Source organism: Escherichia sp. MOD1-EC6819 (assembly GCF_002965765.1).
GTDB lineage: Bacteria > Pseudomonadota > Gammaproteobacteria > Enterobacterales > Enterobacteriaceae > Escherichia > Escherichia ruysiae.
In genome coordinates, this window is sequence record NZ_PTRG01000003.1 from 108,024 (window position 1) to 133,614 (window position 25,591).

A 25,591-nucleotide genomic window follows, 5' to 3' on the forward strand; every position below is an offset into this window, starting at 1 on the left:
GAGCGGCCATGAATATTTCACAGCTCACCGCCCTGTGTCTGCGTTATCAGGGAGTCTTGCTGGATGCCAGCGAAGAGGTGGTTCATGTGGCGGTGGTCGATGCACCTTCGCATGAGCTACTGGACGCATTGCATTTCGCTACCACCAAACGTATTGAGATCATCTGCTGGACGCGCCAGCAGATGGAAGGTCACGCCAGTCGCGTACAACAAACGTTGCCCTTAGCCGTTCAGGAGAAGCATCAGCCCAGAGCAGAGTTGCTGACCCAAACGTTACAATCTGCGCTGGAACAACGCGCGTCTGATATTCATATCGAACCAGCAGACAATGGATACCGTATCCGCCTGCGTATCGACGGCGTATTGCATCCTTTACCGGATGTTTCACCGGATGCCGGAGTCGCATTAACCGCCAGATTAAAAGTGCTGGGAAGCCTGGATATTGCGGAACATCGCCTGCCGCAGGACGGGCAATTCACTGTCGAACTGGCAGGGAACGCCGTCTCATTTCGCATTGCGACCTTGCCATGTCGGGGCGGTGAAAAGGTGGTATTAAGGTTGTTACAGCAGGTAAACCAGGCGCTGGATGTCAACACGCTGGGAATGCAGCCATTACAACTGGCGGACTTTGTTCATGCCCTACAGCAACCACAAGGACTGGTACTGGTAACTGGGCCAACCGGAAGCGGAAAAACCGTCACGCTTTATAGCGCCCTGCAAACGCTGAATACCGCTGACATTAATATTTGTAGCGTCGAAGATCCGGTTGAGATCCCCATCGCCGGGCTAAACCAGACGCAAATACATCCGCGTGCCGGGCTCACCTTTCAGGGCGTTTTGCGTGCGTTATTGCGCCAGGATCCTGACGTCATCATGATCGGAGAGATCCGCGATGGCGAAACGGCAGAAATCGCCATTAAAGCCGCGCAAACGGGTCATCTGGTATTGTCTACGCTACACACTAATTCCACCTGCGAAACGCTGGTGCGTTTACAGCAAATGGGGGTCGCCCGCTGGATGCTCTCGTCGGCGCTCACGCTGGTAATAGCCCAGCGTCTGGTACGCAAACTTTGCCCACATTGTCGCCGGCAGCAAGGGGAGCCTATCCATATTCCCGACAATGTATGGCTATCGCCGCTGCCCCGCTGGCAAGCACCCGGTTGTGAACATTGCTACCTCGGTTTTTATGGTCGCACGGCCTTGTTTGAAGTTTTGCCCATGACACCGATTATACGTCAGCTTATTGCCGCTAATACCGACGTTGAATCGCTGGAAACGCACGCCCGACAGGCGGGAATGCGCACGCTTTTTGAAAACGGCTGCCTGGCCGTGGAGCAAGGCTTAACCACCTTTGAAGAGTTAATCCGCGTATTGGGGATGCCGCATGGCGAGTAAGCAACTCTGGCGCTGGCATGGCATAACCGGCGACGGCAATACGCAAGATGGGATGCTATGGGCAGAGAGCCGTGCTTTGCTGCTTATGGCACTACAGCAACAGATGGTTACCCCACTAAGCCTGAAGCGAATCGCCATCAATTCTGCGCAGTGGCGAGGAGATAAAAGCGCGGAAGTCATTCATCAACTGGCGACGCTACTCAAAGCCGGGTTGACGCTTTCTGAAGGGCTGGCACTGTTGGCGGAACAGCATCCCAGTAAGCAATGGCAAGTGTTGCTGCAATCACTGGCGCACGATCTCGAGCAGGGCGTTACCTTTTCCAATGCTTTATTACCCTGGTCAGAGGTATTTCCACCACTCTACCAGGCGATGATCCGCACGGGTGAACTGACCGGTAAGCTGGATGAATGCTGTTTTGAACTGGCTCGTCAGCAAAAAGCCCAGCGTCAGCTGGCCGACAAAGTGAAATCAGCATTGCGTTATCCCATCATCATCTTAGCGATGGCAATCATGGTGGTTGTGGCAATGCTGCATTTTGTTCTGCCGGAGTTTGCCGCTATCTATAGGACCTTTAACACCCCGTTACCGGCGCTAACGCAGGGGATCATGACGCTGGCAGATTTTAGTGGTGAATGGGGCTGGCTGCTGGTGTTGTTCGGCTTTCTGCTGGCAATAGCTAATAAGTTGCTGATACGCCGCCCGACCTGGCTTATCGTGCGACAGAAATTGCTGTTACGCATCCCGATTATGGGTTCCCTGATGCGGGGACAAAAACTCACGCAGATTTTTACGATTCTGGCGCTGACACAAAGTGCAGGGATTACTTTTTTACAAGGGATTGAGAGCGTCAGAGAAACAATGCGCTGCCCATACTGGGCGCAACTTCTGACACAAATCCAGCACGATATCAGTAACGGTCAGCCTATCTGGCTGGCGCTAAAAAATGCCGGTGAGTTTAGCCCACTCTGTTTGCAATTAGTGAGAACAGGAGAGGCATCCGGCTCGCTGGATCTCATGTTAGATAACCTCGCTCACCATCATCGGGATAACACGCTGGCGCTGGCAGATAATCTTGCAGCCTTACTGGAACCGGCGTTGCTGGTTATTACAGGAGGAATTATCGGTACACTGGTGGTGGCAATGTATCTGCCAATTTTCCATTTAGGCGATGCGATGAGTGGGATGGGATAACGCTGGCGTGGTGATCCACGCCAGCATTAGGAGATTACAGGTTATTGAAGATGCGGTTTTCTTGTTCCTGCACACGGATAAACGTGGTGCGCTTGGTCAGCTCTTTCAGGCGTGAAGCCCCAACGTATGTACAAGCTGAACGCAGACCGCCTAAAATATCACGCGCGGTATTTTCAACCGGGCCACGCAGCGGCAGCTTAACGGTTTTACCTTCTGCAGCGCGATATTCCGCAACGCCGCCAACGTGGCGTTTCATCGCAGACTCGGAGCTCATGCCGTAGAACAGCATAAATTTCTCGCCGTTCTCTTCAACAATGCGACCACCGCTCTCTTCGTGGCCTGCCAGCATACCACCGAGCATCACGAAATCAGCACCGCCGCCAAAGGCTTTCGCGACATCGCCCGGTGTGGTGCAGCCACCATCGCTGACGATCATCCCGCCCAGACCGTGCGCGGCATCGGCACATTCGATTACCGCAGAAAGTTGCGGATAACCGACGCCTGTTTTGACGCGAGTTGTACAGACAGAACCTGGGCCAATACCAACTTTAACGATATCAGCACCGGAGAGGATAAGCTCCTCACACATTTCACCAGTCACTACGTTGCCAGCACAAATGGTTTTGGTCGGCCACGCTTCACGCGCTTTCACAACGAACTGCACGAAGTGTTCGGAATAACCATTCGCCACATCAATACAAACGAAGTTTAATGCCGGGTTCAGGTCGAGAATTTGTTTGGTTTTTTCGAAATCCGCATCAGACGTGCCGGTAGAAACCATCACATGTTTCAGCACATCAGCGGAAGAATTGTTGATAAACGCTTGCCACTCTTCGACAGAATAGTGTTTATGCACAGCAGTCAGAATATCAAAAGAAGCCAGCGCAGAGGCCATGGAAAAAGTGCCTACGGTGTCCATATTCGCGGCGATAATCGGCACGCCGGACCAGCTCTGACCTGAATGTTTGAAGGTGAATTGACGTTCCAGTTCAACATCGGAACGACTTTTAAGAGTAGAACGTTTAGGACGGATGAGGACGTCTTTAAAACCTAACTTCAGATCTTCTTCAATACGCATGTGCGGATTCCTGGGGTTAATGGCTATAAGGATAAGAGCGCAACTCCAGTGACGCTATCATACGCACTAATCGATGTGGCGCAAGACTGCGAAATTGTCTTTTTTTACGCTACAATCCCATAAATTTACCTGGTAAATAATGAGCGAATGTTCCATCAATTTCGCTTTTGTACGCTCATTTTTAACATTTTGATAATCATGATGAATTCCCGGGAATATAAATTATGAGGTATATAGTTGCCTTAACGGGAGGCATTGGCAGTGGCAAGAGTACCGTTGCAAATGCGTTTGCAGACCTCGGAATTAACGTCATTGATGCCGATATTATTGCGCGTCAGGTGGTTGAACCAGGTGCACCTGCGCTACGTGCCATTGCTGAACACTTTGGCGCTGACATGATTGCTGCTGATGGGTCATTGCAGCGCAGGGTCTTGCGCGAGCGGATCTTCGCTAACCCGGAAGAGAAAAACTGGCTTAACGCCCTGCTGCATCCGCTGATTCAGCAGGAGACGCAACGTCAGATCCAGCAGGCAACTTCTCCCTATATACTGTGGGTTGTGCCATTGCTGGTAGAAAACTCACTGTATAAAAAAGCGAATCGTGTGCTGGTGGTGGATGTCAGCCCAGAAACGCAACTTAAGCGCACCATGCAGCGCGATGATGTTACTCGCGAGCATGTCGAACAAATTCTTGCTGCCCAGGCAACGCGCGAAGCCCGTCTTGCCGTGGCAGATGACGTCATTGATAATAACGGCGCACCGGATGCTATTGCATCGGATGTTGCCCGCCTGCACGCACACTATTTGCAGCTTGCGTCGCAGTTTGTCTCACAGGAAAAACCGTAATGCAGACCCAGGTCCTTTTTGAACATCCACTAAATGAAAAAATGCGTACATGGCTGCGCATTGAGTTTTTAATTCAACAACTCACCGTAAATTTACCCATCGTTGACTACGCTGGCGCCCTGCATTTCTTCCGTAATGTCAGCGAATTGCTGGATGTTTTCGAGCGCGGAGAAGTGCGCACTGAGCTGTTGAAAGAGCTTGACCGCCAGCAACGTAAACTCCAGACCTGGATTGGCGTGCCAGGCGTTGATCAGAGCCGTATTGAAGCATTAATTCAGCAGTTAAAAACAGCGGGTAGCGTGTTGATTTCCGCGCCGCGTATCGGGCAATTTCTACGTGAAGACAGGCTGATTGCCTTAGTGCGTCAGCGTCTGAGCATCCCTGGCGGCTGTTGTAGCTTTGATTTGCCCACTTTGCATATCTGGCTGCATTTACCCCAGTCACAACGCGACAGCCAGGTAGAAACCTGGATTGCCAGCCTGAACCCGCTCACCCAGGCACTTACCATGGTGCTTGATTTAATTCGCCAGTCTGCCCCCTTCCGCAAACAAACCAGCCTGAATGGTTTTTATCAGGATAATGGTGACGATGCCGATTTGCTGCGCCTGAATCTGGCGCTCGATTCACAGCTTTATCCGCAAATTTCCGGTCATAAAAGCCGTTTTGCGATTCGTTTTATGCCGCTGGACAGTGAAAATGGACAAGTACCGGAACGTCTGGATTTCGAACTGGCCTGTTGCTAAGGAGTAAAAATGTCAGAAACTATTACGGTGAATTGCCCTACCTGCGGGAAAACGGTGGTTTGGGGTGAAGTCAGCCCGTTTCGGCCATTTTGTTGCAAACGTTGTCAACTGATCGACCTCGGAGAATGGGCTGCTGAAGAAAAACGAATCCCCAGCAGCGGTGATCTTTCTGAGAGTGATGACTGGAGCGAAGAGCCAAAGCAGTGACATTTTGTCTGATGCCGCACGTAGGCCTGATTAGACGCGGTCAGCGTCGCATCAGGCATCTTGCGCAAATGTCGGATGCGGCGTAAACGCCTTGTCCGACCTACAGACGCTTAAGCTTCGCAATTACCGGTTCATTGGCTGGCGGAAAATCATCGGCATTCAGACCGACCAGCGACATCCACTTACCGGGTTGCCCTTCTTTACCCCACGGCTCCCCTTCCCAGCTTTCGACCAGCCAGAACCACAGAGTTATATGCCTGTCCGGGAATTCATATTCCAGCTTTTCAAATAGATAAAAATGTTGCGGGGTAATCCCGACTTCTTCCTGAAGTTCACGCACCACCGCTCGTTCCGGTGTTTCGCCCATTTCAATTTTACCGCCTGGAAACTCCAGTTTATTCGCCATGTGCGCATCTGCGGCACGACGAGTAATAAAAATTTCATTGTTCTCGTTGCGAATAATACCCACCGCAATTTGCAGTTTTTTCATTGTCTTAAACCTATAAAAAAGGCGCAGAATCCTGCGCCTTTTATTTCAACAGTTAGCTTTTATTGCAGGCGACCATGGCACTGCTTGTATTTTTTACCAGAACCGCACGGGCAAGGATCGTTACGTCCTACTTTGCGCTCACCGGTTTGCGCCGCCAGTGCCGCTGCGGCTGCAGAGTCGTCATCCTGATGGCTAAGCTGCTGCATTTGCGCTAAACGCTCGGCTTCCATACGACGCTGTTGTTCCAGCTCCTCAACCTCTTCAGGCATACGTACCTGGACTTTGCTCAGCGTGCTGATAACTTCATATTTCAACGACTCCAGCATCGCTGCAAACATGGAGAACGATTCACGTTTGTATTCCTGCTTCGGATCTTTCTGTGCATAGCCACGCAGGTGGATACCCTGACGCAGATAGTCCATCGCTGCCAGGTGCTCTTTCCACAGGGAGTCAAGCGTTTGCAGCATGACGCCTTTCTCGAAGTGACGCATCATCTCAGCACCAACCACTTCTTCTTTACGCTGATACACTTCGATGGACTGCGCCAGAATACGCTCACGCAGCGTCTCTTCATGCAGTTCAGGCTCTTTGTCCAGCCACTCGGCAATCGGCAAATCGAGGTCGAAATCGTTTTTCAGACGTTCCTGCAGACCCGGAATATCCCACATTTCTTCCAGTGACTGTGGCGGAATGTAGGCATCGATGGTCGCTTTGAACACATCTTCACGAATGCTGTTGATGGTTTCGCTCACATCGCTAACATCCAGCAGTTCGTTACGCTGGGAGTAAATGGCGCGACGCTGGTCGTTAGCCACGTCATCATATTCCAGCAGTTGCTTACGAATATCGAAGTTACGGCTTTCAACTTTACGCTGGGCGTTGGCAATCGCTTTGGTCACCCACGGGTGCTCAATGGCTTCGCCTGGTTTCATACCCAGTTTACGCATCATGCCGGATACTCGGTCGGAAGCAAAAATACGCATCAGCGCATCTTCCATCGACAGGTAGAAACGGGAAGAACCAGCATCCCCCTGACGACCAGAACGACCGCGCAACTGATTATCGATACGACGAGATTCGTGACGTTCGGTGCCGATGATATGCAGGCCACCTGCTGCCAGTACCGCATCGTGACGTACCTGCCAGTCGGCTTTAATTTTTTCAATTTGCTCTGCGGTCGGGTTTTCCAGCGCGGCAACTTCTGCCTGCCAGCTACCACCAAGCACAATGTCAGTACCACGACCCGCCATGTTGGTCGCGATGGTCACCGCTGCCGGATAACCTGCCTGAGCAACAATCGCCGCTTCGTTGGCGTGGAATTTGGCGTTGAGGACGTTGTGTTTGATACCGGCTTTGGTCAGCTCATTTGACACCAGCTCCGATTTTTCGATGGAGATAGTACCCACCAGCACCGGCTGACCTTTCGCAGTACGTTCTTTGATATCTTCAATGATCGCCTGAATTTTTTCTGCTTCGGTCATGTAGACCAGGTCTGGCAAATCTTTACGAATCATCGGACGGTTGGTCGGAACGACGACGGTATCCAGCTTGTAAATTGAGCTGAATTCGAATGCTTCGGTATCAGCAGTACCGGTCATCCCCGCCAGTTTTTCATACAGACGGAAGTAGTTCTGGAAGGTGATAGAAGCCAGCGTCTGGTTTTCGTTCTGGATCTGCACACCTTCTTTAGCTTCAACAGCCTGGTGCAGACCATCGGACCAGCGACGCCCCTGCATGGTACGACCGGTGTGTTCGTCAACGATGATAACTTCGCCATCTTTAACGATGTAATCGACGTCGCGAGTAAACAGCGCATGAGCGCGCAGCGCCGCCGTTACGTGATGCATCAGCATGATGTTGGCCGGAGAGTACAGCGACTCCCCTTCGTCCATGATGCCTTCTTTCACCAGCAGTTCTTCAATCAGCACCAGACCACGTTCGGTCAGGTTCACCTGGCGAGATTTTTCATCAACCGAGAAGTGGCCTTCGCCCTGGAAGGTTTCGGAGTCTTCTTTTTCCTGACGGATCAAGTGCGGAATAATTTTGTTCACTCGCTTATACATTTCCGAGCTGTCTTCAGCCGGGCCGGAAATAATTAGCGGTGTACGCGCTTCATCGATCAGGATGGAGTCCACTTCGTCCACCAGCGCATAGTGCAGTTTACGCTGTACACGTTCTTCAGGGCTGAACGCCATGTTGTCGCGCAGGTAGTCAAAGCCGTATTCATTGTTAGTGCCGTAAGTAATGTCAGCCGCGTAAGCCTCACGCTTTGCCGGCGCAGGCATTCCCGGCAGGTTGACGCCGACGGTCAGGCCGAGAAATTCAAACAGCGGACGGTTGTTTTCGGCGTCACGTTGCGCCAGGTAGTCGTTGACGGTAACAACGTGCACACCTTTACCGGTTAATGCGTTCAGGTAAGCAGGCAGCGTTGCGGTCAGAGTTTTACCTTCACCAGTACGCATTTCCGCGATGCAACGTTCATTAAGAACCATACCGCCGAGCAACTGTACATCGAAGTGACGCATACCAAAGACGCGCTTACTTGCTTCACGCACGACGGCGAAGGCTTCCGGGATCAGATTTTCCAGCACTTCGCCTTTTTCCAGGCGCGCGCGGAACTCTGCGGTTTTCCCTTTCAGTTCTTCGTCGGAGAGTTTTTCCATCTCCGGTTCCATGGTATTGATGATGTTCACCACTTTGCGCATCCGGCGCAGGGTACGATCGTTACGACTACCGAAAACTTTAGTTAATAATTTGATTAGCATAATAAAATCTCAAACGCCCCGCGTTGCGGAGTTAATAAAATGAAATAAAGGTTTATTGTTGTTAGCTGAGGCGTTGAGGGCCAGCACGGATGCCTTGCGCCAGGCTTATCCAGACGGGCGTGCTGAATGTTGCTTGTGGGGTAAAATGCGCATAATCAATGCGATAATCATTTTCAGACGGCGTGCCTTCCTGGGTCAGCAGCGCGCTGAGCGTATCCAGTAAAGCAAGATGCTGCGCCTGAAGAGGCAAAGATTCTTCGGCAACGGGCAGCGTTTGCGGTGCCATTGCGAAGGAAAGATGACGGATTACCGTGCGAATTGCGTGCTGATGCCAGTAATCAACAGAATAGTTTGAGTTCGGGCGGCGCGTGTTCGCTTCCAGCAAGGCCAACTGACCAAAGTTAACTTTGGCGGAAGGCTCGTGGTTGCGGGTTGTCGCTTTTGCGGGCGCATTTGGTTCGGCGGCGTTGCTGAGCGCAGGCAGACCTAAACTCGCCGCGACCATCCCTAACAAGAGATGCGGCCAGAAGTAGCGTTTACCAAACTGTCGCCAGCGCGTCAGTATTCCACTCACGTTATTGCCATCCCGATCGTATTCAAACGTTTTTAGCGCACAAATCTTACCATTAAAGCCTGAAGTCCACAGCAGGAATGAAGATAAGTTGTGCGTAAAAGTGCTTAAGAAAACAGCGTTCGCACCGTTTCTTACGGCTCTGATAAAAGCTCAAAAAAAACGACTGGTTCACCTGGCCGGAGAGAGTGCCAGATTTGCCAGTCGAATTTTATACGACAGTATAAATGTCGTTATGCCAGTACGGCTGAAGGCGCTTTGAAGGCCAACGGCAGTTCTGCGTCGTCCTGGAAGGTCACATATTCCCAGGCTTCCTGTTTTGCCAGGACAGCCTGCAACAATTTATTATTCAGTGCATGACCGGATTTATAAGCGGTGAATGCACCAATAATGTTGTGACCACACATGAACAAGTCACCGATCGCATCGAGCATTTTGTGACGAACAAATTCGTCTTCAAAACGCAGACCGTCTTCGTTCAGTACGCGATAATCGTCAACAACGATGGCACAATCGAAACTGCCGCCCAGGCACAAACCACGAGACTGCAGGTATTCGATATCACGCATGAAACCGAACGTACGCGCACGGCTGATCTGGCGCATAAACGCATCAGCAGAGAAGTTCATCGCATAACGTTGATTGCTGGAATCGATAGCCGGATGGTTGAAATCGATGGTGAAATCCAGCGAAAAACCATTGTATGGCTTAAATTCAGCCCACTTATCGCCATCTTCGACACGAACAGTCTCTTTGATGCGAACAAATTTCTTGGCGCAGTTCAGCTCGTCGATACCCGCATCAAGCAGCAGGTAAACAAACGGAGCGGCACTACCGTCCATGATCGGGATTTCCGGTGCGTTAACTTCGATAACAATGTTATCGATGCCTAAGCCCGCGAGCGCAGCATTCAGGTGCTCAACGGTTGAAATCCGTACATCATGCTCGTTGACCAGACACGTACAGAGCATGGTATCACGCACAGATTTGGCATCGGCCGGAAAATCTACCGGTGGATTCAAGTCGGTGCGACGATAGATGACCCCGGTGTTGGCCGGCGCAGGGCGTAACGTCAGAGTGACTTTCTTGCCGGTATGTAAACCGACACCCGTCGCCTGAACGATACGTTTAAGTGTCCTTTGTTTGATCATCGTATTATCTCGCCAAATTACCTATCCAACCGAAGTGTACTATACATTCGGCAGGCCAGTTTAGCACAAAGAGCCTGGTAACCCAAATTCCAGCTTAATCTTAGTCAGCTTGCTTACGCAGGAAAGCTGGGATATCCAGATAATCCGGCTCTTTCGCAGTTTGCGGCGTATTGTCGTTCACCACTTTAGCTACCGGTTTCTGCTCTTGCGTCAGCGGTGCCATACCGTGCTGCTGGTAACGATCCATCACCGGCTGCTGAACTTGTTTATTGGTCACCAGAGTGATTTCAGGACGTTTGTCCATGCCGATACCTGTTGCAACCACGGTTACACGCAGTTCGTCGTTCATATCCGGGTCAAGAGAAGTACCGATAACCACAGTCGCGTTATCCGAAGCAAATGCACGGATGGTGTTACCTACGGTTTCGAACTCATCCAGACGCAAGTCGAAGCCCGCCGTGATGTTAACCAGCACGCCGCGCGCACCAGACAGGTCGATGTCTTCCAGCAATGGAGAAGAGATAGCCATTTCAGCCGCTTCTTCCGCACGATCTTCACCGCTCGCCACGCCAGAACCCATCATTGCGTAGCCCATTTCAGACATCACGGTACGTACGTCTGCAAAGTCCACGTTCATCAGACCCGGACGAGTAATCAGTTCGGCGATACCCTGAACTGCGCCTTTCAGCACATCGTTCGCGGCGCCAAACGCATCAAGCAGGGAGATACCGCGACCCAGCACTTTCAGCAGTTTGTCGTTCGGGATGGTGATCAATGAGTCCACATGCTTGGACAATTCAGTGATCCCCTGCTCCGCGAAGGCCATACGCTTCTTGCCTTCAAAGTTGAAAGGCTTAGTCACGACAGCAACGGTCAGGATACCCAAATCTTTTGCCACTTCAGCAACGACCGGCGCAGCACCTGTACCAGTACCACCCCCCATACCTGCTGCAATAAATACCATGTCTGCACCTTCCAGCGCCGCACGTAGTGCATCGCGATCCTCATCAGCCGCATTACGGCCAACTTCTGGATTAGCGCCAGCGCCCAGTCCTTTGGTGATACCACTACCGATCTGAATCGTCTGCCCAACCGCCGTTTTACGCAGCGCCTGTGCATCGGTATTTACCGCGAAAAATTCAACACCTTCAATGCGCTCACGCACCATGTGCTCAACAGCATTACCGCCGCCGCCGCCGACGCCGATGACTTTAATCACCGCGTCGTTGGTAAGTTCCATTGGTTCAAACATAGTTTCTCTCCGATATGTGCCTGTCGCCTGAGGCCGTAATCACCTTCGACCTCATAAAAATTAAAACTCTTTTCGCAGCCAACTATTGAGTCGCTTGATCCACGAGCCAACTGATGCTGTAACACGTTTTTCTACTTCCGCTTCACCGTTAAGATGTGACTCTTTCCCGTAGTGAAGCAATCCCACAGCCGTCGAGTAATACGGCTCCTGAGCATAATCAGTTAAACCGGTGATATTCAGCGGCGCGCCAATACGCACCTGCGTATGAAACACGCGCTGAGCGCAGGCGGCAAGTCCTTCGATCTGCGCCGCGCCACCGGTTAATACAATGCCCGCCGCCAGGTGATGTTTCACGCCTTGTTGGCGAAGCTTTTCCTGGAGCTGCAATATCTCTTCGTTGACCAGGTTGAGCAACTCGGTATACCGTGGCTCAATCACCTCCGCCAGCGTCTGACGTTGCAGACTACGCGGTGGTCGCCCACCTACGCTCGGCACTTCCACGCTCTCATCTTTACCGACGATGGAACCCAACGCGCAGCCATGGCGAACTTTAATCGCTTCGGCGTCGCTTGGCGGCGTGCCAAAGGCATAGGCAATGTCGCTGGTCACCACATTGCCAGCATAAGGAATTACCTTGGTGTGGCGCAATGCCCCACCGGTATAAACGGCGATATCCATTGTACCACCACCGATATCGACGACGCAGACTCCCAGTTCACGTTCGTCTTCCGTCAATACCGAATAACTTGATGCCAGTCCGGCAAATATCAGTTGGTCAACTTTCAGCCCACAACGTTCAACCGCTTTGACGATGTTTTTCGCCATATCGTTGTGACATGTGATCAGGTGCACTTTTGCCTGCATTCGCACGCCCGAAAGTCCTACCGGATTTTTGATCCCTTCCTGATAGTCAATCGCATATTCTTGCGGGATCACATGCAGCACACGATGTTCATCGCGCACACGCACCGATTTCGCGGTATGGACGACGTTTTCCACATCTTCTTGCGTCACTTCTTCTTCAGAAATGGGCACCATACCAATTTCATTCTGGCAGCTGATGTGCTTACCAGAAAGCGCCAGATATACCGAAGAGATCTGGCAATCTGCCATCAATTCTGCCTGGTCAATGGCGCGTTGTACGCATTTGACCACAGATTCGAGGTCGTTAACCCCGCCTTTATCCATACCACGTGACGGGCAGCTGCCCACACCAATGATATTGACCATACCGTCGGGCAGAACTTCCCCTACTAAAGCGGCAACCTTCGCGGTGCCGATCTCCAGTCCTACTACCAGTTTTCTGTCCGTCGCCTTGATCATTGTTGTTCTGCCTGTGCCTGATTTTGTTGCTGAGTAGATTCCTCCGGCGGCAAGGGCGCCCAGCCTACTGCCGCTCCAGAGTCATAACGCAAATCAACGTAGCTAATCCGTTTGCCATCGGTTTGCGCCTGCTGCTGTAAAACCGGATAAAGTTCTACAAAGCGAGCCAAACGTTTCATCGTATCGCCCCGGCCAAGGTTGAGCTTAATATCGTTATTCAGCGTCAACTGCCAGGAACGCCGCGCGGTCATTGCCGCTTCCTTCAGAGTAAATCTGTCCTTTGCCAGCATTTGCCCCATTTCGCGATAACCCTGCAACACTTCATTGGCGCTGCCTTCCGGGCCATACAACATCGGGAGCACCTGCTTGCTGGTGCGATCTGGCGGCACGCTGAAGGTGTTTCCTTCGGCGTCTACCATATGTTGATCATTCCACCGCGCAATCGGCACATATTCAACCAGATGAATCTTCAATTCATCAGGCCACTGCTTTCTGACGCTCACCTGCTTAATCCACGGCAGGCGTTGTTCAATTTGCGTCTGGATGATGTTGACATCCTGAGTCATAAAAGTACCCGGCTCACCCAATGCCAGGATCGACTGCCGGATATCGTCATTACGCGTGTAATGGCGTTCACCGGTCAACACCAGCTTTGAGAGCGGCAGGCGTTGCGCATCTTCCATCCAGCCCAACACGACCCAGCCGCTCACCAACACAGTCGTTAAAACCGTCAGCAGGAAAAGTATCCCCGCCAGACGCGTTCCATTATTGCGGTGAGAAGAAATTTCTTCTTCACTGTTTCGCGTGTTCAGAGCAGCCTGCGACATATTAGTCCGCCAGTTCCAGAATTCGTACTACCAACTGCGAGAAGCTTAAGCCTGCCTGACGTGCCGCCATCGGCACCAGACTGTGGCTGGTCATACCCGGAGAGGTATTGGCTTCCAGCAGATAAAACTGTCCATCGCTGTCCAGCATGACATCAATACGCCCCCATCCTTTGCAACCTAACGTCGTCCATGCTTTCAGCACTAATGCCTGCAAATTGGCCTCTTGTGCCGCGTCTAAACCTGCGGGGCAGAAATACTGTGTCTCATCAGAGAGATACTTCGCCTCATAATCATAGAAGGTTCCGGCGGGTTGAATACGTATTGACGGTAAAATTTCTTCACCGAGTATCGCAACAGTGAACTCCGGCCCACTTAGCCATTTTTCAATCAATACTTCTTCATCGTGCTGAAATGCCAATCTTAATGCATCTTGTAGAGCATTTTCTGCTACTACTTTTGACATTCCCACGCTGGAACCTTCGCGGCTCGGCTTAACGATTAATGGTAAACCCAGAGCAGAAATTTCGGCTAACTGCTTATCGCTAATGCCTTTTTCAAACTCTGCGCGGGTTAACGCTACCCACGGCGCTACGGGTAAACCAGCACCTTGCCACAGCAGTTTGCTGCGTAGTTTATCCATTGAAAGCGCAGATGCCATCACTCCGCTGCCGGTATAAGGCAGTCCCATCAGCTCAAGCATCCCCTGCAATGTGCCGTCTTCACCGCCGCGCCCGTGCAGAGCGATAAATACTTTCTGAAATCCCATCGATTTCAGTTGCGTCACGTCAACTTCTTTCGGGTCGACAGGATGCGCGTCGACGCCGCCTTCGCGCAGCCCGGCTAACACTGCGGCACCAGAGTTCAAAGAAACTTCCCGTTCTGCGGAGGTTCCGCCCAACAGAACCGCGATTTTATCAGTCATGTTGTTCTTCCTCCGGAGTTTGCGGCTTCAGTTTGATTTCAGCTAAAGAACGGGCAATTTTTCCGATATTACCAGCCCCCTGAACGAGAATCAGGTCGTTACCGGTTAATACCGGTGCTAGCATCTCGGCTACCTGCGCCGGGTCCGGCACCAGAATGGGGTCAATTTTCCCACGTCCACGAATCGTGCGACACAGCGAACGGCTGTCCGCTCCCGGAATTGGCGCTTCGCCAGCCGGATACACTTCCAGCATCAACAGGGTATCAACCTGCGTCAGCACATTGGCGAAATCATCATACAGGTCGCGCGTACGGGTAAAACGGTGCGGCTGAAACAGCATTACCAGTTTTTTATCCGGCCAGCCTGCACGCGCCGCCTTAATGGTGGCGTCCACTTCGGTCGGGTGGTGACCGTAGTCATCGACCAGCATTGCTGTACCACTTTTACCGTTGACCGGCTCCAGCGGGAATTCACCGAGGAAATCGAAGCGACGACCGGTTCCCTGGAAGCTCTCCAGCGCACGCAGAATAGCGTCGTCGTCAATCCCCTCTTCCGTAGCAACCGCAACCGCAGCCGCCGCGTTCAGCGCATTATGACGACCAGGCGCATTCAGGGTTACGCGCATTGGCTCTTTGTCCTGACGTAGCAGCGTAAAGTGTCCCTGCGGACCAATCTGCTGATAATCTTCTACACGCACGTCGGCATCTTCGCTGAAGCCGTAAGTTGTGGTCTGACGCCCCACGCGCGGTAACAATTCGCGGATCACCGGATCGTCAACACACATTACCGCACGCCCATAAAACGGCAGGTTGTGCAGAAAATTAATAAAGGTCTGTTTTAAATTCTCAAAGTCGCCCTGGTAGGTATCCATATGGTCGGCTTCGATATTGGTGACAATCGCCACCATGGGTTGCAGATGCAGGAACGATGCATCGCTCTCATCCGCTTCGGCAATCAGGTAGCGGCCATGCCCCAAACGTGCATGAACGCCAGCCGCTTTTACCAGCCCACCGTTAACGAAAGTTGGATCGAGACCCGCTTCCGCATAGATGCTGGAAACCATCGCGGTGGTTGTCGTTTTGCCGTGCGTTCCGGCAATGGCGATGCCATGACGAAAACGCATTAACTCAGCCAGCATTTCCGCGCGACGGATCACCGGAATACGCGCTTCATGGGCAGCAACAATCTCAGGGTTGTCAGCAGAAATTGCACTGGAAACAACGACCACGCTGGCGTCGCGCACATTTTCCGGGCGATGGTTGAAGTAAATCGTCGCCCCCAGATTCATTAACTGCTGCGTGACCGGATTTGGCGCTAAATCTGAACCACTGATCTGATACCCTTCATTGGCCAGAACTTCGGCAATACCGCCCATACCGGCACCACCGATGCCGACAAAGTGAATGTGCCGAACGCGACGCATTTCGGGCACGATGTAACGCAGTTTTGCCAATTGTTGTGTATTCATTCTTTACGCCATTAACTTCTCAAATTCATGCGATGCAAAAGGCATCGCCACAATTACGCCCGGGCAGCCCGGCTCACTTCATTTGCCACTCGCTCGGTGGCATCCGGGATGGATGCAGCACGGGCGCGTTCTGCCATGGTTAATAAGGTTTCTCGCGACCACCCGGCCAGGGTGTTGGCGACAGCATCCACAGTAAGCTGTGGTTGCTCGATAATTTTGGCTGCGCCCGCTTTTTCCAGCGGCAGTGCATTCCAGTATTGCTGGCGGTCTTTATGCTGAAACGGCACAAACAATGCTGGTAACCCCGCCGCAGCGATTTCACTCACCGTCAACGCACCTGAGCGGCAAACGACAACATCCGCCCACGCATACGCCGCCGCCATATCATCAATAAATTCCGTCACTTTATGCTGCGGTTGCCCTGCTTCGGCATACGCTTGTTCAACGGATTGTTGCGAACCTTTGCCGCTCTGATGCCAGATAGTGACTGAATCGCCCAGCTTTGCTGCAACCAGCGGCATTGTCTGGTTAAGAATGCGTGCGCCCTGAGAACCACCCACTACCAACACACGAACCGGACCTTCACGTCCAGCCAAACGTTGCTGCGGCAACGGCAGCGCCAGCACATCGGTACGAACAGGATTACCCACCACTTCCGCATTAGGGAAAGCGCCTGGAAACGCCTGCATCACTTTGGTCGCAATCTTCGCCAGCCATTTATTGGTTAAGCCCGCAATACCGTTTTGTTCATGAAGTACGACCGGAATGCCTAACGACCACGCGGCCAGACCTCCTGGGCCTGAAACGTAGCCGCCCATACCGAGCACCACGTCAGGTTTATACGCTTTCATAATCGCCCGCGCCTGACGCCAGGCGTTAAAGATACGCAACGGAGCTGCGAGTAACGCTTTAATACCCTTACCGCGTAGACCAGAGATACGAATAAAGTCGATCTCGATACCGTGCTTCGGTACTAAGTCCGCTTCCATACGATCGGCAGTACCCAGCCAGCGAACTTGCCACCCCTGGGCCATTAAATGATGCGCAACCGCAAGCCCCGGGAACACATGTCCGCCAGTGCCGCCAGCCATCACCATTAATCGCTTCCCTTGACCACTCATCGTGAACCTCGTACAAACGCCTGCGCTTTCTCCAGACGCGTTTCATAATCAATACGCAACAGCATCATGATGGCTGTTGACATAATCAGTAAGCTCGAACCACCGTAACTGATTAGCGGCAATGTCAAACCTTTAGTCGGTAACATCCCTGCCGCCGCGCCTACGTTAACCAGTGCCTGGAAACTAAACCAGATGCCAATTGAACAAGCGAGAAAACCGGAAAAACGATGGTCAATTTCTAACGCTTTACGACCAATCGACATCGCGCGAAAAGCGACGAAGAATACCATTAAAAGCGCCAGCACCACACCGATATACCCCAGTTCTTCGCCGATAATGGCGAAAATAAAGTCAGTGTGCGCTTCCGGCAGATACTCCAGTTTTTGTACCGAGTTACCTAAACCTTGCCCCCACAGTTCGCCGCGACCAAACGCCATCAGCGATTGCGTTAACTGATAGCCGCTGCCGAAGGGATCTTCCCACGGGTTCCAGAATGCGGTAACACGGCGGATACGGTACGGTTCAGCGAGGATCAGCAACACAACCGCTGAAATCCCCATACCGATAATGGCAATGAACTGCCACAATTTCGCCCCCGCCAGGAATAGCATTGCCAGCGTGGTCACAAACAGCACCACCACCGTACCGAGGTCTGGCTGCGCCAGCAGCAACACCGCCAGCACCAGAATCACGCCCATCGGTTTTAGGAAGCCACGCAGGTTATTACGCACTTCGTCGCCTTTGCGCACCAGATAGTTGGCGATATAGCAAAACAGCGACAGCTTGGTCAGTTCGGCTGGCTGGATACGCAACAAGCCAAGATCGATCCAACGCGATGCCCCTTTAACCGAGCTACCCACCACCAGCACGATCATCAACAGGATGATTGATCCGAGCAGCATCGTGGCACTGTAGCGTTGCCAGAACTCCATCGGCAGACGCAGCGTAATGATCGCCAGAATGAACGCCAGGATCAGATAGACGCCATCACGCTTCGCGAAGAAGAACGGATCGTTGGTTAAGCGTTGCCCTATAGGCATTGACGCCGAGGTCACCATGATAAAGCCAATCGCCGCGAGGCCGAAGGTCAGCCACAGCAAGGTGCGATCGTACATGATCAGGCTGTCGGTATCTTTTTCCCGCGAGCCCATCACCCAGCCCTTTAGCGCCGTGGAGATCCAGACCAGGATACTGAATCCCGGCAGGCGCGGCATTTTCAGGCGAGGGAGAGATAAACGCATCAACCTAACTCCTTCGCCAGACGAGCAAACTCATTGCCTCGTTGTTCAAAGTTCTTGAACTGATCAAGGCTGGCACATGCCGGGGAGAGCAGAACCATATCGCCCGGCTGAACACGCGGAGCCAGCAAGCGCATCGCCTGTTCCATCGTTTCGGTTTGCTCTGCCACTTCCGGGCGTAACGCCGCCAGCTGTGCGCCATCACGACCGAAACAATACAGACGCACGTTATCGCCATTCAGATAGCGCGCCAGTGGGCTGAAGTCTGCCGATTTACCATCGCCGCCCAGCAACAAATGCAGCGTGCCGTCTACGTGCAGGCCATTCAGCGCCGCTTCGGTACTACCGACGTTGGTCGCTTTCGAATCGTTAATCCAGCGCACACCGTTATGCTCCAGCACCACTTCAAAGCGATGCGGCAGACCGGTAAAGGTGGTTAATGCTTTCAGGCTGCTGGCACGCGGTAACCCTGCGGCATCTGCCAGCGCCAGTGCTGCCAGCGCATTGGTGTAGTTATGCTGCCCGGAAAGTTTCATCTCTTTCACGTTCAACACTTTCTCGCCTTTCACCCGCAGCCAGGTTTCACCCTGCTGATGGTTCAGGTGATAGTCACCCATATTGACGCCGAAGCTGACACAACGTTCATCTGCACCGCGAATCGGCATCGTTAAGGCATCATCGGCATTAACCACGCAAACTTTTGCGTTTTCGTAAATACGCAGTTTTGCCGCACGATACTGCTGTAAACCAAATGGATAGCGATCCATATGATCTTCAGTCACGTTCAGAATGGTCGCCGCCACTGCCTGTAAGCTGGAAGTCGTTTCCAGCTGGAAGCTTGACAGTTCCAGCACGTACAGTTCGCACTCAGCATCCAGCAGCATCAAGGCTGGCAGGCCAATGTTGCCACCCACGCCAACGTTAACACCTGCTGCTTTCGCCATTTCGCCCACTAAGGTAGTGACAGTGCTTTTGCCGTTAGAACCGGTGATCGCCACAATCGGCGCTTGTGCTTCGCGGCAGAACAGCTCGATATCGCCAACAATTTCAATTCCGGCATCGGCAGCGGCGCTTAGGGACGGATGCGCCAGCGCAATGCCGGGGCTGGCGACAATCAGATCTGCCGCCATCAGCCATTCATCATTGAGACCGCCAGTATGGCGCTCCACCGCTTCGGGTAATTTATCCAGGCCAGGCGGTGTCATACGCGTATCCATTACGCGCGGCGTCACGCCGCGAGCAAGGAAAAAGTCCACGCAAGAAAGCCCGGTGAGGCCCAGGCCGATAATGACGACATTTTTACCCAGGTAATCAGCCATGATTAACGTACCTTCAGCGTTGCCAGACCAATCAGGACCAGCATCAGCGAAATAATCCAGAAACGCACAATGACGCGCGGTTCCGGCCAGCCTTTCAGTTCATAGTGGTGATGAATCGGCGCCATGCGGAAAATACGTTGCCCGCGCAGTTTAAAGGAGCCGACTTGCAAAATAACCGACAGGGTTTCGACGACAAACACGCCGCCCATAATCACCAGCAGGAATTCCTGACGCAGCAGTACAGCGATAATGCCCAACGCGCCGCCTAACGCCAGCGAACCTACATCACCCATAAATACCTGTGCCGGATAGGTGTTAAACCACAGGAAGCCCAGCCCTGCTCCGACTATCGCGGTACAGACAATGACCAGTTCCCCTGCATGTCGCAGATACGGTATGTGTAAATAGCTGGCAAAGTTCATGTTTCCGGTCGCCCACGCCACCAGCGCAAAACCACCAGCGACAAATACGGTCGGCATAATCGCCAGGCCATCAAGACCATCGGTCAGGTTTACTGCGTTACCGGTGCCGACAATAACGAAGTAGGCCAGCAGGATGTAGAACAAACCTAACTGCGGCATCACATCCTTAAAGAACGGTACAACCAGTTGCGTTGCTGGCGTGTCTTTCCCGGCAAGGTACAAAGCGAAAGCAACACCCAGCGCAATGACCGACATCCAGAAATACTTCCAGCGTGCGATCAACCCTTTGGTGTCTTTGCGCACCACTTTGCGATAGTCATCAACGAAGCCAATGATGCCGTAACCAACCAGCACCACCAGTACGCACCAGACATACGGGTTAGACGGGTAAGCCCACAGCAGTACGGAGATCACAATCGCCGTCAGGATCATAATCCCGCCCATGGTCGGCGTACCGCGCTTGCTGAAGTGCGATTCCGGGCCATCGTTACGCACCACCTGACCAAAGGAGAGTTTTTGCAGATGAGCAATCATGCGCGGCCCCATCCACAATGAGATGAACAGCGCGGTCAGCAGGCTGACGATGGCGCGAAACGTCAGATAGGAAAAGACGTTAAAGCCGGAATAATATTTGACCAAATGTTCGGCCAGCCAAACTAACATGTCCCATTCTCCTGTAAAGCGCGTACTACCTCTTCCATGGCAGCACTACGTGAACCCTTAACTAAAATCGTAATCACCTGTTGCTCTGCAATCAGTGACTTAAGACGCGTAATTAACGCGGGTTTATCAGCAAAATGTTCGCCCACACCGCTGGCGGTACTAATAGCATGACTTTGTTTTCCCACGCTTAACACGCGGTCAATACCAGCAGCTTTTGCCGCTTCGCCCACCTGTACATGGCAAGCTTCGCTTTCAGCGCCCAGTTCCGCCATATCGCCAACGACCAGTACACGGTAGCCCGGCATCTCAGCCAGAACCTGAACAGCGGCGGTCATGGAGCCGACGTTAGCGTTGTAGGAGTCGTCGAGCAGCAACTGGTTTTCCGCCAGTTGAATGGGGAACAAACGGCCAGGAACAGCCTGTAGATTTGCCAGCCCCGCTTTGATGGCATCAAGCGTTGCGCCCACGGACATGGAGAGCGCCGCAGCAGCCAATGCATTCGCAATATTGTGACGCCCCGGCAGCGGCAGCAGGACATCGACGCTACCCGTTGGAGTTTGCAGCGTAAATTCAGTACCGTGCGAGGTCACATGAATATTGGTGGCGGTAAAATCACTGTTGGCGGCATTGGGTGAGAAACGCCACACTTTGCGATTGCCAATCACGCTTTGCCAGTTCAACCAGTCGTTGTTGTCGGCATTCATAATGGCGATACCGTTTTCCGGCAGGCCGGTAAATATTTCGCCTTTCGCTTTTGCCACGCCCGCCAAAGAACCGAAGCCTTCCAGATGCGCCGCCGCCAGGTTGTTGACCAGCGCGGCTTCCGGGCGGGTCAGGCTAACTGTCCAGGCAATTTCGCCCTGATGGTTCGCACCAAGTTCAATGACTGCGTAATCGTATTCTGGCGTTAAGCGCAGCAGCGTCATCGGCACGCCGATGTCGTTGTTGAGATTGCCTGCCGTATAAAGCGTGTTGCCGCACTGGCTTAAAATCGCCGCCGTCATCTCTTTAACGGAGGTTTTACCGGAGGAACCGGTCAGGGCAACCACACGAGCAGGAACTTGCTGGCGAACCCATGCAGCCAGTTCGCCAAACGCCAGATGCGTATCCTTGACGATTAACTGTGGCAGCTCGATATCCAGTGGACGGCTGACCAGCAGCGCACCCGCGCCGCCAGCTTTCGCCTGGTCGGCAAAATCATGGGCATCGAAACGTTCGCCTTTCAGAGCGACAAACAAGCAACCCGGCGTCAGTTTACGGGTGTCAGTCGTTACGGCATCAAGGGTGATATCTGCCCCTTGCAGTTCACCGTTGAGAATATCGGTAAGTTGGCTAAGAGTTACGCTAATCATGCGATCACCCCCAGCAGACGCGCCACCGTGACACGATCGGAGTAGTCCAGACGCTGGTTGCCAACAATCTGGTAATCTTCATGGCCTTTGCCCGCGACCAGCACCACATCATTCTCTTTAGCCTGCATAACGGCGCAAGTCACCGCTTCAGCGCGGCCTTCCATCACTTTGGCATGTCCGGCGTCTAACATTCCCGCCAGAATATCGTTGATGATGGCGCGCGGTTCTTCGGTACGCGGGTTATCGTCCGTCACCACCGCCACGTCAGCAAACTCTTCGGCAATTGCGCCCATCAGTGGACGCTTGCCTTTATCACGATCGCCGCCGCAGCCGAAGACGCACCACAGCTTGCCCGCACAGTGCAGGCGCGCCGCCTGTAAGGCTTTTTCCAGTGCATCCGGCGTATGCGCGTAATCCACCACCACCGTCGGTTTGCCTGGTGCAGTGAACACTTCCATACGTCCGCAAACCGGTTGCAGACGCGCGGCGGTTTTCAGCAGATCGGCCAGCGGATAGCCCAGCGCCAGCAGTGTCGCCAGCGCCAGCATCAGGTTGCTGACGTTAAAAGCGCCCATCAAGCGGCTTTCTATTTCCCCATCGCCCCAACTTGAGCTAAAGCGAATAGTCACGCCACTGTCGTGATAGTTCACGTCGATCGCTTTCAACCAGCGGCCATGACCGTTCGGATTGATATTGTCTTCCATCGACACCGCAACCGCGTCCGGCAGTTTTGCCAACCAGCGACGACCCACTTCATCATCAGCGTTAACAATCGCCTGACCGCAATGATGTTCAGAATAAAGCAGCCATTTCGCGGCTTCGTAGTGTTCCATATCACCATGATAATCAAGGTGATCGCGGCTTAAGTTGGTAAAGACCGACGCCGCAAATTTCAATGCCGCCACACGGTGCTGTACCAGCCCGTGGGAGGAAACTTCCATCGCGCAAAAAGTCGCGCCCTGATCCACCAGCCCCGCCAGCTCATGCTGAACGTCAACTGCCGATCCGGTTGTATTTTCCGTCGGGATGACTTTCCCCAGCAGGCCGTTACCAACGGTGCCCATTACCGCGCTGGTTTCGCCAAGCAATTGGCTCCACTGCGCCAGAAGCTGGGTAGTCGTGGTTTTGCCGTTAGTGCCCGTTACGCCCACGAGACGTAAATTGTCAGAGGGTTCATGGTAAAAGCGGCCCGCCAGTGCAGATAAACGCTCATTGAGCTGGCTGAGATAGATGACCGGTACGCCATGCATTTCACGGATTTCACCGTCGGTCGCCTCATCTTTCGCCTCTGCAATAATGGCAGCCACACCTTGCGCTATCGCCTGCGGGATATATCGACGCCCGTCCGCCTGATGACCTACTACAGCTACAAAGAGATCGCCCGCCGCAGCCACACGGCTGTCGAGTGTCATCTCTCGCAGTGCTCGCGAAGGTGCGTCTGGCACCCACGGAGCAAGAAGGTCGCGCAAATTACGATCTGCCACCTGTCCCCTCGCCTTGATTAATCACAAATTCATTTTTATCGCCCGTTGTCAGCGCATCCGGCTCGATGTTCATGGTGCGCAATACGCCGCCCATGATGGCACCAAAGACCGGCGCGGAAACGGCGCCGCCGTAGTATTTACCCGCCTGCGGATCGTTGATAACAACAACCAGCGCGAAGCGCGGCTGACTCGCAGGCGCAACGCCTGCGGTATAAGCAATATATTTATTGATGTAACGACCATCCGGCCCGACCTTTTTCGCAGTACCGGTTTTAATGGCGATACGATAGCCTTTAATCGCCGCCTTCACGCCACCGCCGCCCGGTAGCGCCACGCTTTCCATCATATGCACCACGGTGCGAACAATGGATTCCGGGAAGACACGTTCACCGGGAACCGGGGGGTCAACTTTAGTAATCGACAGCGGGCGATAAATGCCGTAGCTGCCGATAGTTGCGTAGACTCGCGCTAACTGTAACGGTGTTACCATTAGCCCGTAGCCGAAAGAGAAGGTGGCCCTCTCTATGTCAGACCACCGTTGTTTTTGAGGATATAAGCCACTGCGTTCTCCGACCAACCCCAAATTGGTCGCTTTTCCCAGTCCAAAACGTGAGTAAGTGTCTACTAACGCTGAGGACGGCATCGCTAACGCCAGCTTGGAAACACCGACGTTACTCGACTTCTGTAATACCCCGGTCAGGGTTAATTCGCTGTAGCGCGCCACGTCTTTGATTTCGTGGCCGTTAATTCGATAAGGAACGGTATTCAGTACCGAGTTTTCCCGCACGACGCCGCGTTGCAGCGCAGTCATCACCACCATCGGCTTGACGGTTGAACCTGGTTCAAACACGTCGGTGATGGTACGGTTACGCATCGCCTCTTTCGGCGTGCCACTCAGATTGTTTGGGTTATATGACGGGCTGTTAGCCATCGCCAGCACTTCACCGGTGTTGACATCCACCAGCACGGCACTACCGGATTCCGCCTTGTTAAAGGCCACCGCGTTGTTCAGTTCGCGATAAACCAGCGCCTGCAGGCGTTCATCAATACTCAGCGCCAAGTTGTGCGCTGCCTGGCTGTCGGTGGAAGAAATATCTTCAATTACGCGACCGTAGCGGTCTTTTCGCACAATGCGTTCGCCCGGCTGCCCGGTAAGCCATTTATCGAAACTCTTCTCGACACCCTCAATCCCCTGACTATCGACGTTGGTAAAGCCGATGAGGTGAGCGGTCACTTCGCCAGACGGATAATAACGGCGAGATTCTTCACGCAGATGAATCCCCGGTAGTTTCAGTTTCTTGATGTAGTCCGCCATGTCAGGGTTTACCTGACGCGCCAGATAAATAAAGCGTCCTTTCGGGTTGGCGTTAATGCGGGCTGAGAGCTGATCCAGCGGAATGTTAAGCGCGTTAGCCAGCGCCTTCCAGCGGTCACCGACGCTGATACCACCAGCGTCATGCACTTCTTTTGGGTCAGCCCAGATCGCTTTTACCGGCACACTTACTGCTAATGGGCGACCAGAGCGGTCAGTAATCATGCCGCGTGAGGTGGATACTTGTTGAACGCGAAGAGAGCGCATGTCGCCCTCTTTAACCAGCATATCCGGGGAGATAACCTGTAACCACGCTACGCGCCCGAGCAGAAAAGCCAGCGCCAGTAAAATACAGCCGCATAACAACGCAAAACGCCAACTGATAAAGTTGGCATGTTCTTCCTGACGTTTTGGTTTCTGCGTTTTCGCCGCTGCTTTCATGCGTCGCGTTT

Annotated in this window: 22 protein-coding genes; 5 read left to right on the plus strand and 17 right to left on the minus strand. The window is 53.0% G+C overall.

The window, feature by feature from the left end; all coding sequences use genetic code 11:
* The first annotated feature begins 8 nt into the window (after positions 1-8).
* Both gspE and hofC read left to right on the plus strand, forming a co-directional pair.
* Entirely contained in the window at positions 9-1,394 is a 1,386-nt protein-coding gene (gspE, locus tag A7Z06_RS04405) for a type II secretion system protein GspE (protein WP_105279354.1), read from the plus strand.
* Entirely contained in the window at positions 1,384-2,586 is a 1,203-nt protein-coding gene (gene hofC, locus A7Z06_RS04410; RefSeq protein ID WP_000157283.1) for a protein transport protein HofC, read from the plus strand. Before gspE ends, hofC begins: the two co-directional genes overlap by 11 nt.
* Positions 2,587-2,620: 34 nt before the next feature.
* Here hofC and guaC read toward each other — a convergent pair whose 3' ends face one another.
* Complete coding sequence (gene guaC, locus A7Z06_RS04415; protein ID WP_105279355.1) at positions 2,621-3,664, minus strand: GMP reductase; 1,044 nt, start codon at positions 3,662-3,664, stop codon at positions 2,621-2,623.
* Between the two features lie 224 nt (positions 3,665-3,888).
* Here guaC and coaE point away from each other — a divergent pair, with 224 nt between their 5' ends.
* From coaE to yacG, 3 genes are read left to right on the plus strand one after another with little or no spacing between them, the layout of a single operon-like run.
* On the plus strand, positions 3,889-4,509 hold the full coding sequence (gene coaE, locus A7Z06_RS04420; RefSeq protein WP_001269534.1) for a dephospho-CoA kinase: 621 nt from the start codon (positions 3,889-3,891) through the stop codon (positions 4,507-4,509).
* Entirely contained in the window at positions 4,509-5,252 is a 744-nt protein-coding gene (gene zapD / locus A7Z06_RS04425) for a cell division protein ZapD (RefSeq protein WP_001194742.1), read from the plus strand. Before coaE ends, zapD begins: the two co-directional genes overlap by 1 nt.
* A gap of 9 nt (positions 5,253-5,261) precedes the next feature.
* The gene (gene yacG, locus A7Z06_RS04430; protein WP_000005045.1) at positions 5,262-5,459 is read left to right on the plus strand and encodes a DNA gyrase inhibitor YacG; all 198 of its coding nucleotides are present in this window, start codon (positions 5,262-5,264) and stop codon (positions 5,457-5,459) included.
* Positions 5,460-5,559: 100 nt separating this feature from the next.
* On the opposite strand, the gene mutT is transcribed toward yacG, so the two are convergent.
* The 16 genes from mutT to ftsI all read right to left on the minus strand — a co-directional run bounded on the left by mutT (position 5,560) and on the right by ftsI (position 25,580).
* Positions 5,560-5,949, minus strand: coding sequence for an 8-oxo-dGTP diphosphatase MutT (mutT, locus tag A7Z06_RS04435; RefSeq protein WP_000736036.1), 390 nt, complete (start codon positions 5,947-5,949; stop codon positions 5,560-5,562).
* A gap of 59 nt (positions 5,950-6,008) precedes the next feature.
* Positions 6,009-8,714 (minus strand): preprotein translocase subunit SecA, encoded by a 2,706-nt coding sequence (secA, locus tag A7Z06_RS04440; RefSeq protein ID WP_000905805.1) that lies wholly within the window; start codon positions 8,712-8,714, stop codon positions 6,009-6,011.
* A 61-nt stretch (positions 8,715-8,775) separates the two neighbouring features.
* Positions 8,776-9,288: a secA translation cis-regulator SecM gene (gene secM, locus A7Z06_RS04445; RefSeq protein WP_000014323.1), complete on the minus strand. Its 513-nt coding sequence runs from the start codon at positions 9,286-9,288 to the stop codon at positions 8,776-8,778.
* Positions 9,289-9,518: 230 nt separating this feature from the next.
* Positions 9,519-10,436 (minus strand): UDP-3-O-acyl-N-acetylglucosamine deacetylase, encoded by a 918-nt coding sequence (gene lpxC / locus A7Z06_RS04450; protein ID WP_000595482.1) that lies wholly within the window; start codon positions 10,434-10,436, stop codon positions 9,519-9,521.
* A gap of 100 nt (positions 10,437-10,536) precedes the next feature.
* Positions 10,537-11,688, minus strand: coding sequence for a cell division protein FtsZ (ftsZ, locus tag A7Z06_RS04455; protein ID WP_000462777.1), 1,152 nt, complete (start codon positions 11,686-11,688; stop codon positions 10,537-10,539).
* Between the two features lie 60 nt (positions 11,689-11,748).
* Positions 11,749-13,011, minus strand: coding sequence for a cell division protein FtsA (gene ftsA / locus A7Z06_RS04460; RefSeq protein ID WP_000588474.1), 1,263 nt, complete (start codon positions 13,009-13,011; stop codon positions 11,749-11,751).
* Entirely contained in the window at positions 13,008-13,838 is an 831-nt protein-coding gene (ftsQ, locus tag A7Z06_RS04465; protein WP_000075731.1) for a cell division protein FtsQ, read from the minus strand. The genes ftsA and ftsQ overlap by 4 nt, the downstream gene beginning before the upstream one ends.
* 1 nt (position 13,839) lies before the next feature.
* Positions 13,840-14,760: a D-alanine--D-alanine ligase gene (ddlB, locus tag A7Z06_RS04470; protein WP_032224424.1), complete on the minus strand. Its 921-nt coding sequence runs from the start codon at positions 14,758-14,760 to the stop codon at positions 13,840-13,842.
* Positions 14,753-16,228, minus strand: a complete 1,476-nt coding sequence (murC, locus tag A7Z06_RS04475) for a UDP-N-acetylmuramate--L-alanine ligase (protein WP_001096082.1) — start codon at positions 16,226-16,228, stop codon at positions 14,753-14,755. The genes ddlB and murC overlap by 8 nt, the downstream gene beginning before the upstream one ends.
* Before the next feature lie 53 nt (positions 16,229-16,281).
* On the minus strand, positions 16,282-17,349 hold the full coding sequence (murG, locus tag A7Z06_RS04480; protein WP_000016572.1) for an undecaprenyldiphospho-muramoylpentapeptide beta-N-acetylglucosaminyltransferase: 1,068 nt from the start codon (positions 17,347-17,349) through the stop codon (positions 16,282-16,284).
* Entirely contained in the window at positions 17,346-18,590 is a 1,245-nt protein-coding gene (ftsW, locus tag A7Z06_RS04485; RefSeq protein ID WP_010345404.1) for a cell division protein FtsW, read from the minus strand. The genes murG and ftsW overlap by 4 nt, the downstream gene beginning before the upstream one ends.
* Positions 18,590-19,906 carry a UDP-N-acetylmuramoyl-L-alanine--D-glutamate ligase gene (murD, locus tag A7Z06_RS04490; protein ID WP_000796424.1) on the minus strand — a complete coding sequence of 439 codons (1,317 nt, stop codon included), beginning with the start codon at positions 19,904-19,906 and terminating at the stop codon, positions 18,590-18,592. The genes ftsW and murD overlap by 1 nt, the downstream gene beginning before the upstream one ends.
* 2 nt (positions 19,907-19,908) lie before the next feature.
* A complete protein-coding gene (mraY, locus tag A7Z06_RS04495) occupies positions 19,909-20,991 on the minus strand; it encodes a phospho-N-acetylmuramoyl-pentapeptide-transferase (RefSeq protein WP_000964122.1) in 1,083 nt (360 codons plus the stop codon).
* The gene (gene murF / locus A7Z06_RS04500) at positions 20,985-22,343 is read right to left on the minus strand and encodes a UDP-N-acetylmuramoyl-tripeptide--D-alanyl-D-alanine ligase (RefSeq protein WP_000626706.1); all 1,359 of its coding nucleotides are present in this window, start codon (positions 22,341-22,343) and stop codon (positions 20,985-20,987) included. The genes mraY and murF overlap by 7 nt, the downstream gene beginning before the upstream one ends.
* Entirely contained in the window at positions 22,340-23,827 is a 1,488-nt protein-coding gene (gene murE / locus A7Z06_RS04505) for a UDP-N-acetylmuramoyl-L-alanyl-D-glutamate--2,6-diaminopimelate ligase (RefSeq protein WP_000785132.1), read from the minus strand. The genes murF and murE overlap by 4 nt, the downstream gene beginning before the upstream one ends.
* Entirely contained in the window at positions 23,814-25,580 is a 1,767-nt protein-coding gene (gene ftsI, locus A7Z06_RS04510) for a peptidoglycan glycosyltransferase FtsI (protein ID WP_000642204.1), read from the minus strand. Before ftsI ends, murE begins: the two co-directional genes overlap by 14 nt.
* Between the last annotated feature and the right edge of the window lie 11 nt (positions 25,581-25,591).

What these genes read in the sequence shown, in the direction of transcription:
- gspE (WP_105279354.1), top strand. Translation starts at nt 9, where the DNA reads ATGAATATTTCACAGCTCACCGCCCTGTGTCTGCGTTATCAGGGAGTC.
- hofC (WP_000157283.1), top strand. Translation starts at nt 1,384, where the DNA reads ATGGCGAGTAAGCAACTCTGGCGCTGGCATGGCATAACCGGCGACGGC.
- guaC (WP_105279355.1), bottom strand. Translation starts at nt 3,664, where the DNA reads ATGCGTATTGAAGAAGATCTGAAGTTAGGTTTTAAAGACGTCCTCATC.
- coaE (WP_001269534.1), top strand. Translation starts at nt 3,889, where the DNA reads ATGAGGTATATAGTTGCCTTAACGGGAGGCATTGGCAGTGGCAAGAGT.
- zapD (WP_001194742.1), top strand. Translation starts at nt 4,509, where the DNA reads ATGCAGACCCAGGTCCTTTTTGAACATCCACTAAATGAAAAAATGCGT.
- yacG (WP_000005045.1), top strand. Translation starts at nt 5,262, where the DNA reads ATGTCAGAAACTATTACGGTGAATTGCCCTACCTGCGGGAAAACGGTG.
- mutT (WP_000736036.1), bottom strand. Translation starts at nt 5,949, where the DNA reads ATGAAAAAACTGCAAATTGCGGTGGGTATTATTCGCAACGAGAACAAT.
- secA (WP_000905805.1), bottom strand. Translation starts at nt 8,714, where the DNA reads ATGCTAATCAAATTATTAACTAAAGTTTTCGGTAGTCGTAACGATCGT.
- lpxC (WP_000595482.1), bottom strand. Translation starts at nt 10,436, where the DNA reads ATGATCAAACAAAGGACACTTAAACGTATCGTTCAGGCGACGGGTGTC.
- ftsZ (WP_000462777.1), bottom strand. Translation starts at nt 11,688, where the DNA reads ATGTTTGAACCAATGGAACTTACCAACGACGCGGTGATTAAAGTCATC.
- ftsA (WP_000588474.1), bottom strand. Translation starts at nt 13,011, where the DNA reads ATGATCAAGGCGACGGACAGAAAACTGGTAGTAGGACTGGAGATCGGC.
- ftsQ (WP_000075731.1), bottom strand. Translation starts at nt 13,838, where the DNA reads ATGTCGCAGGCTGCTCTGAACACGCGAAACAGTGAAGAAGAAATTTCT.
- ddlB (WP_032224424.1), bottom strand. Translation starts at nt 14,760, where the DNA reads ATGACTGATAAAATCGCGGTTCTGTTGGGCGGAACCTCCGCAGAACGG.
- murC (WP_001096082.1), bottom strand. Translation starts at nt 16,228, where the DNA reads ATGAATACACAACAATTGGCAAAACTGCGTTACATCGTGCCCGAAATG.
- murG (WP_000016572.1), bottom strand. Translation starts at nt 17,349, where the DNA reads ATGAGTGGTCAAGGGAAGCGATTAATGGTGATGGCTGGCGGCACTGGC.
- ftsW (WP_010345404.1), bottom strand. Translation starts at nt 18,590, where the DNA reads ATGCGTTTATCTCTCCCTCGCCTGAAAATGCCGCGCCTGCCGGGATTC.
- murD (WP_000796424.1), bottom strand. Translation starts at nt 19,906, where the DNA reads ATGGCTGATTACCTGGGTAAAAATGTCGTCATTATCGGCCTGGGCCTC.
- mraY (WP_000964122.1), bottom strand. Translation starts at nt 20,991, where the DNA reads ATGTTAGTTTGGCTGGCCGAACATTTGGTCAAATATTATTCCGGCTTT.
- murF (WP_000626706.1), bottom strand. Translation starts at nt 22,343, where the DNA reads ATGATTAGCGTAACTCTTAGCCAACTTACCGATATTCTCAACGGTGAA.
- ftsI (WP_000642204.1), bottom strand. Translation starts at nt 25,580, where the DNA reads ATGAAAGCAGCGGCGAAAACGCAGAAACCAAAACGTCAGGAAGAACAT.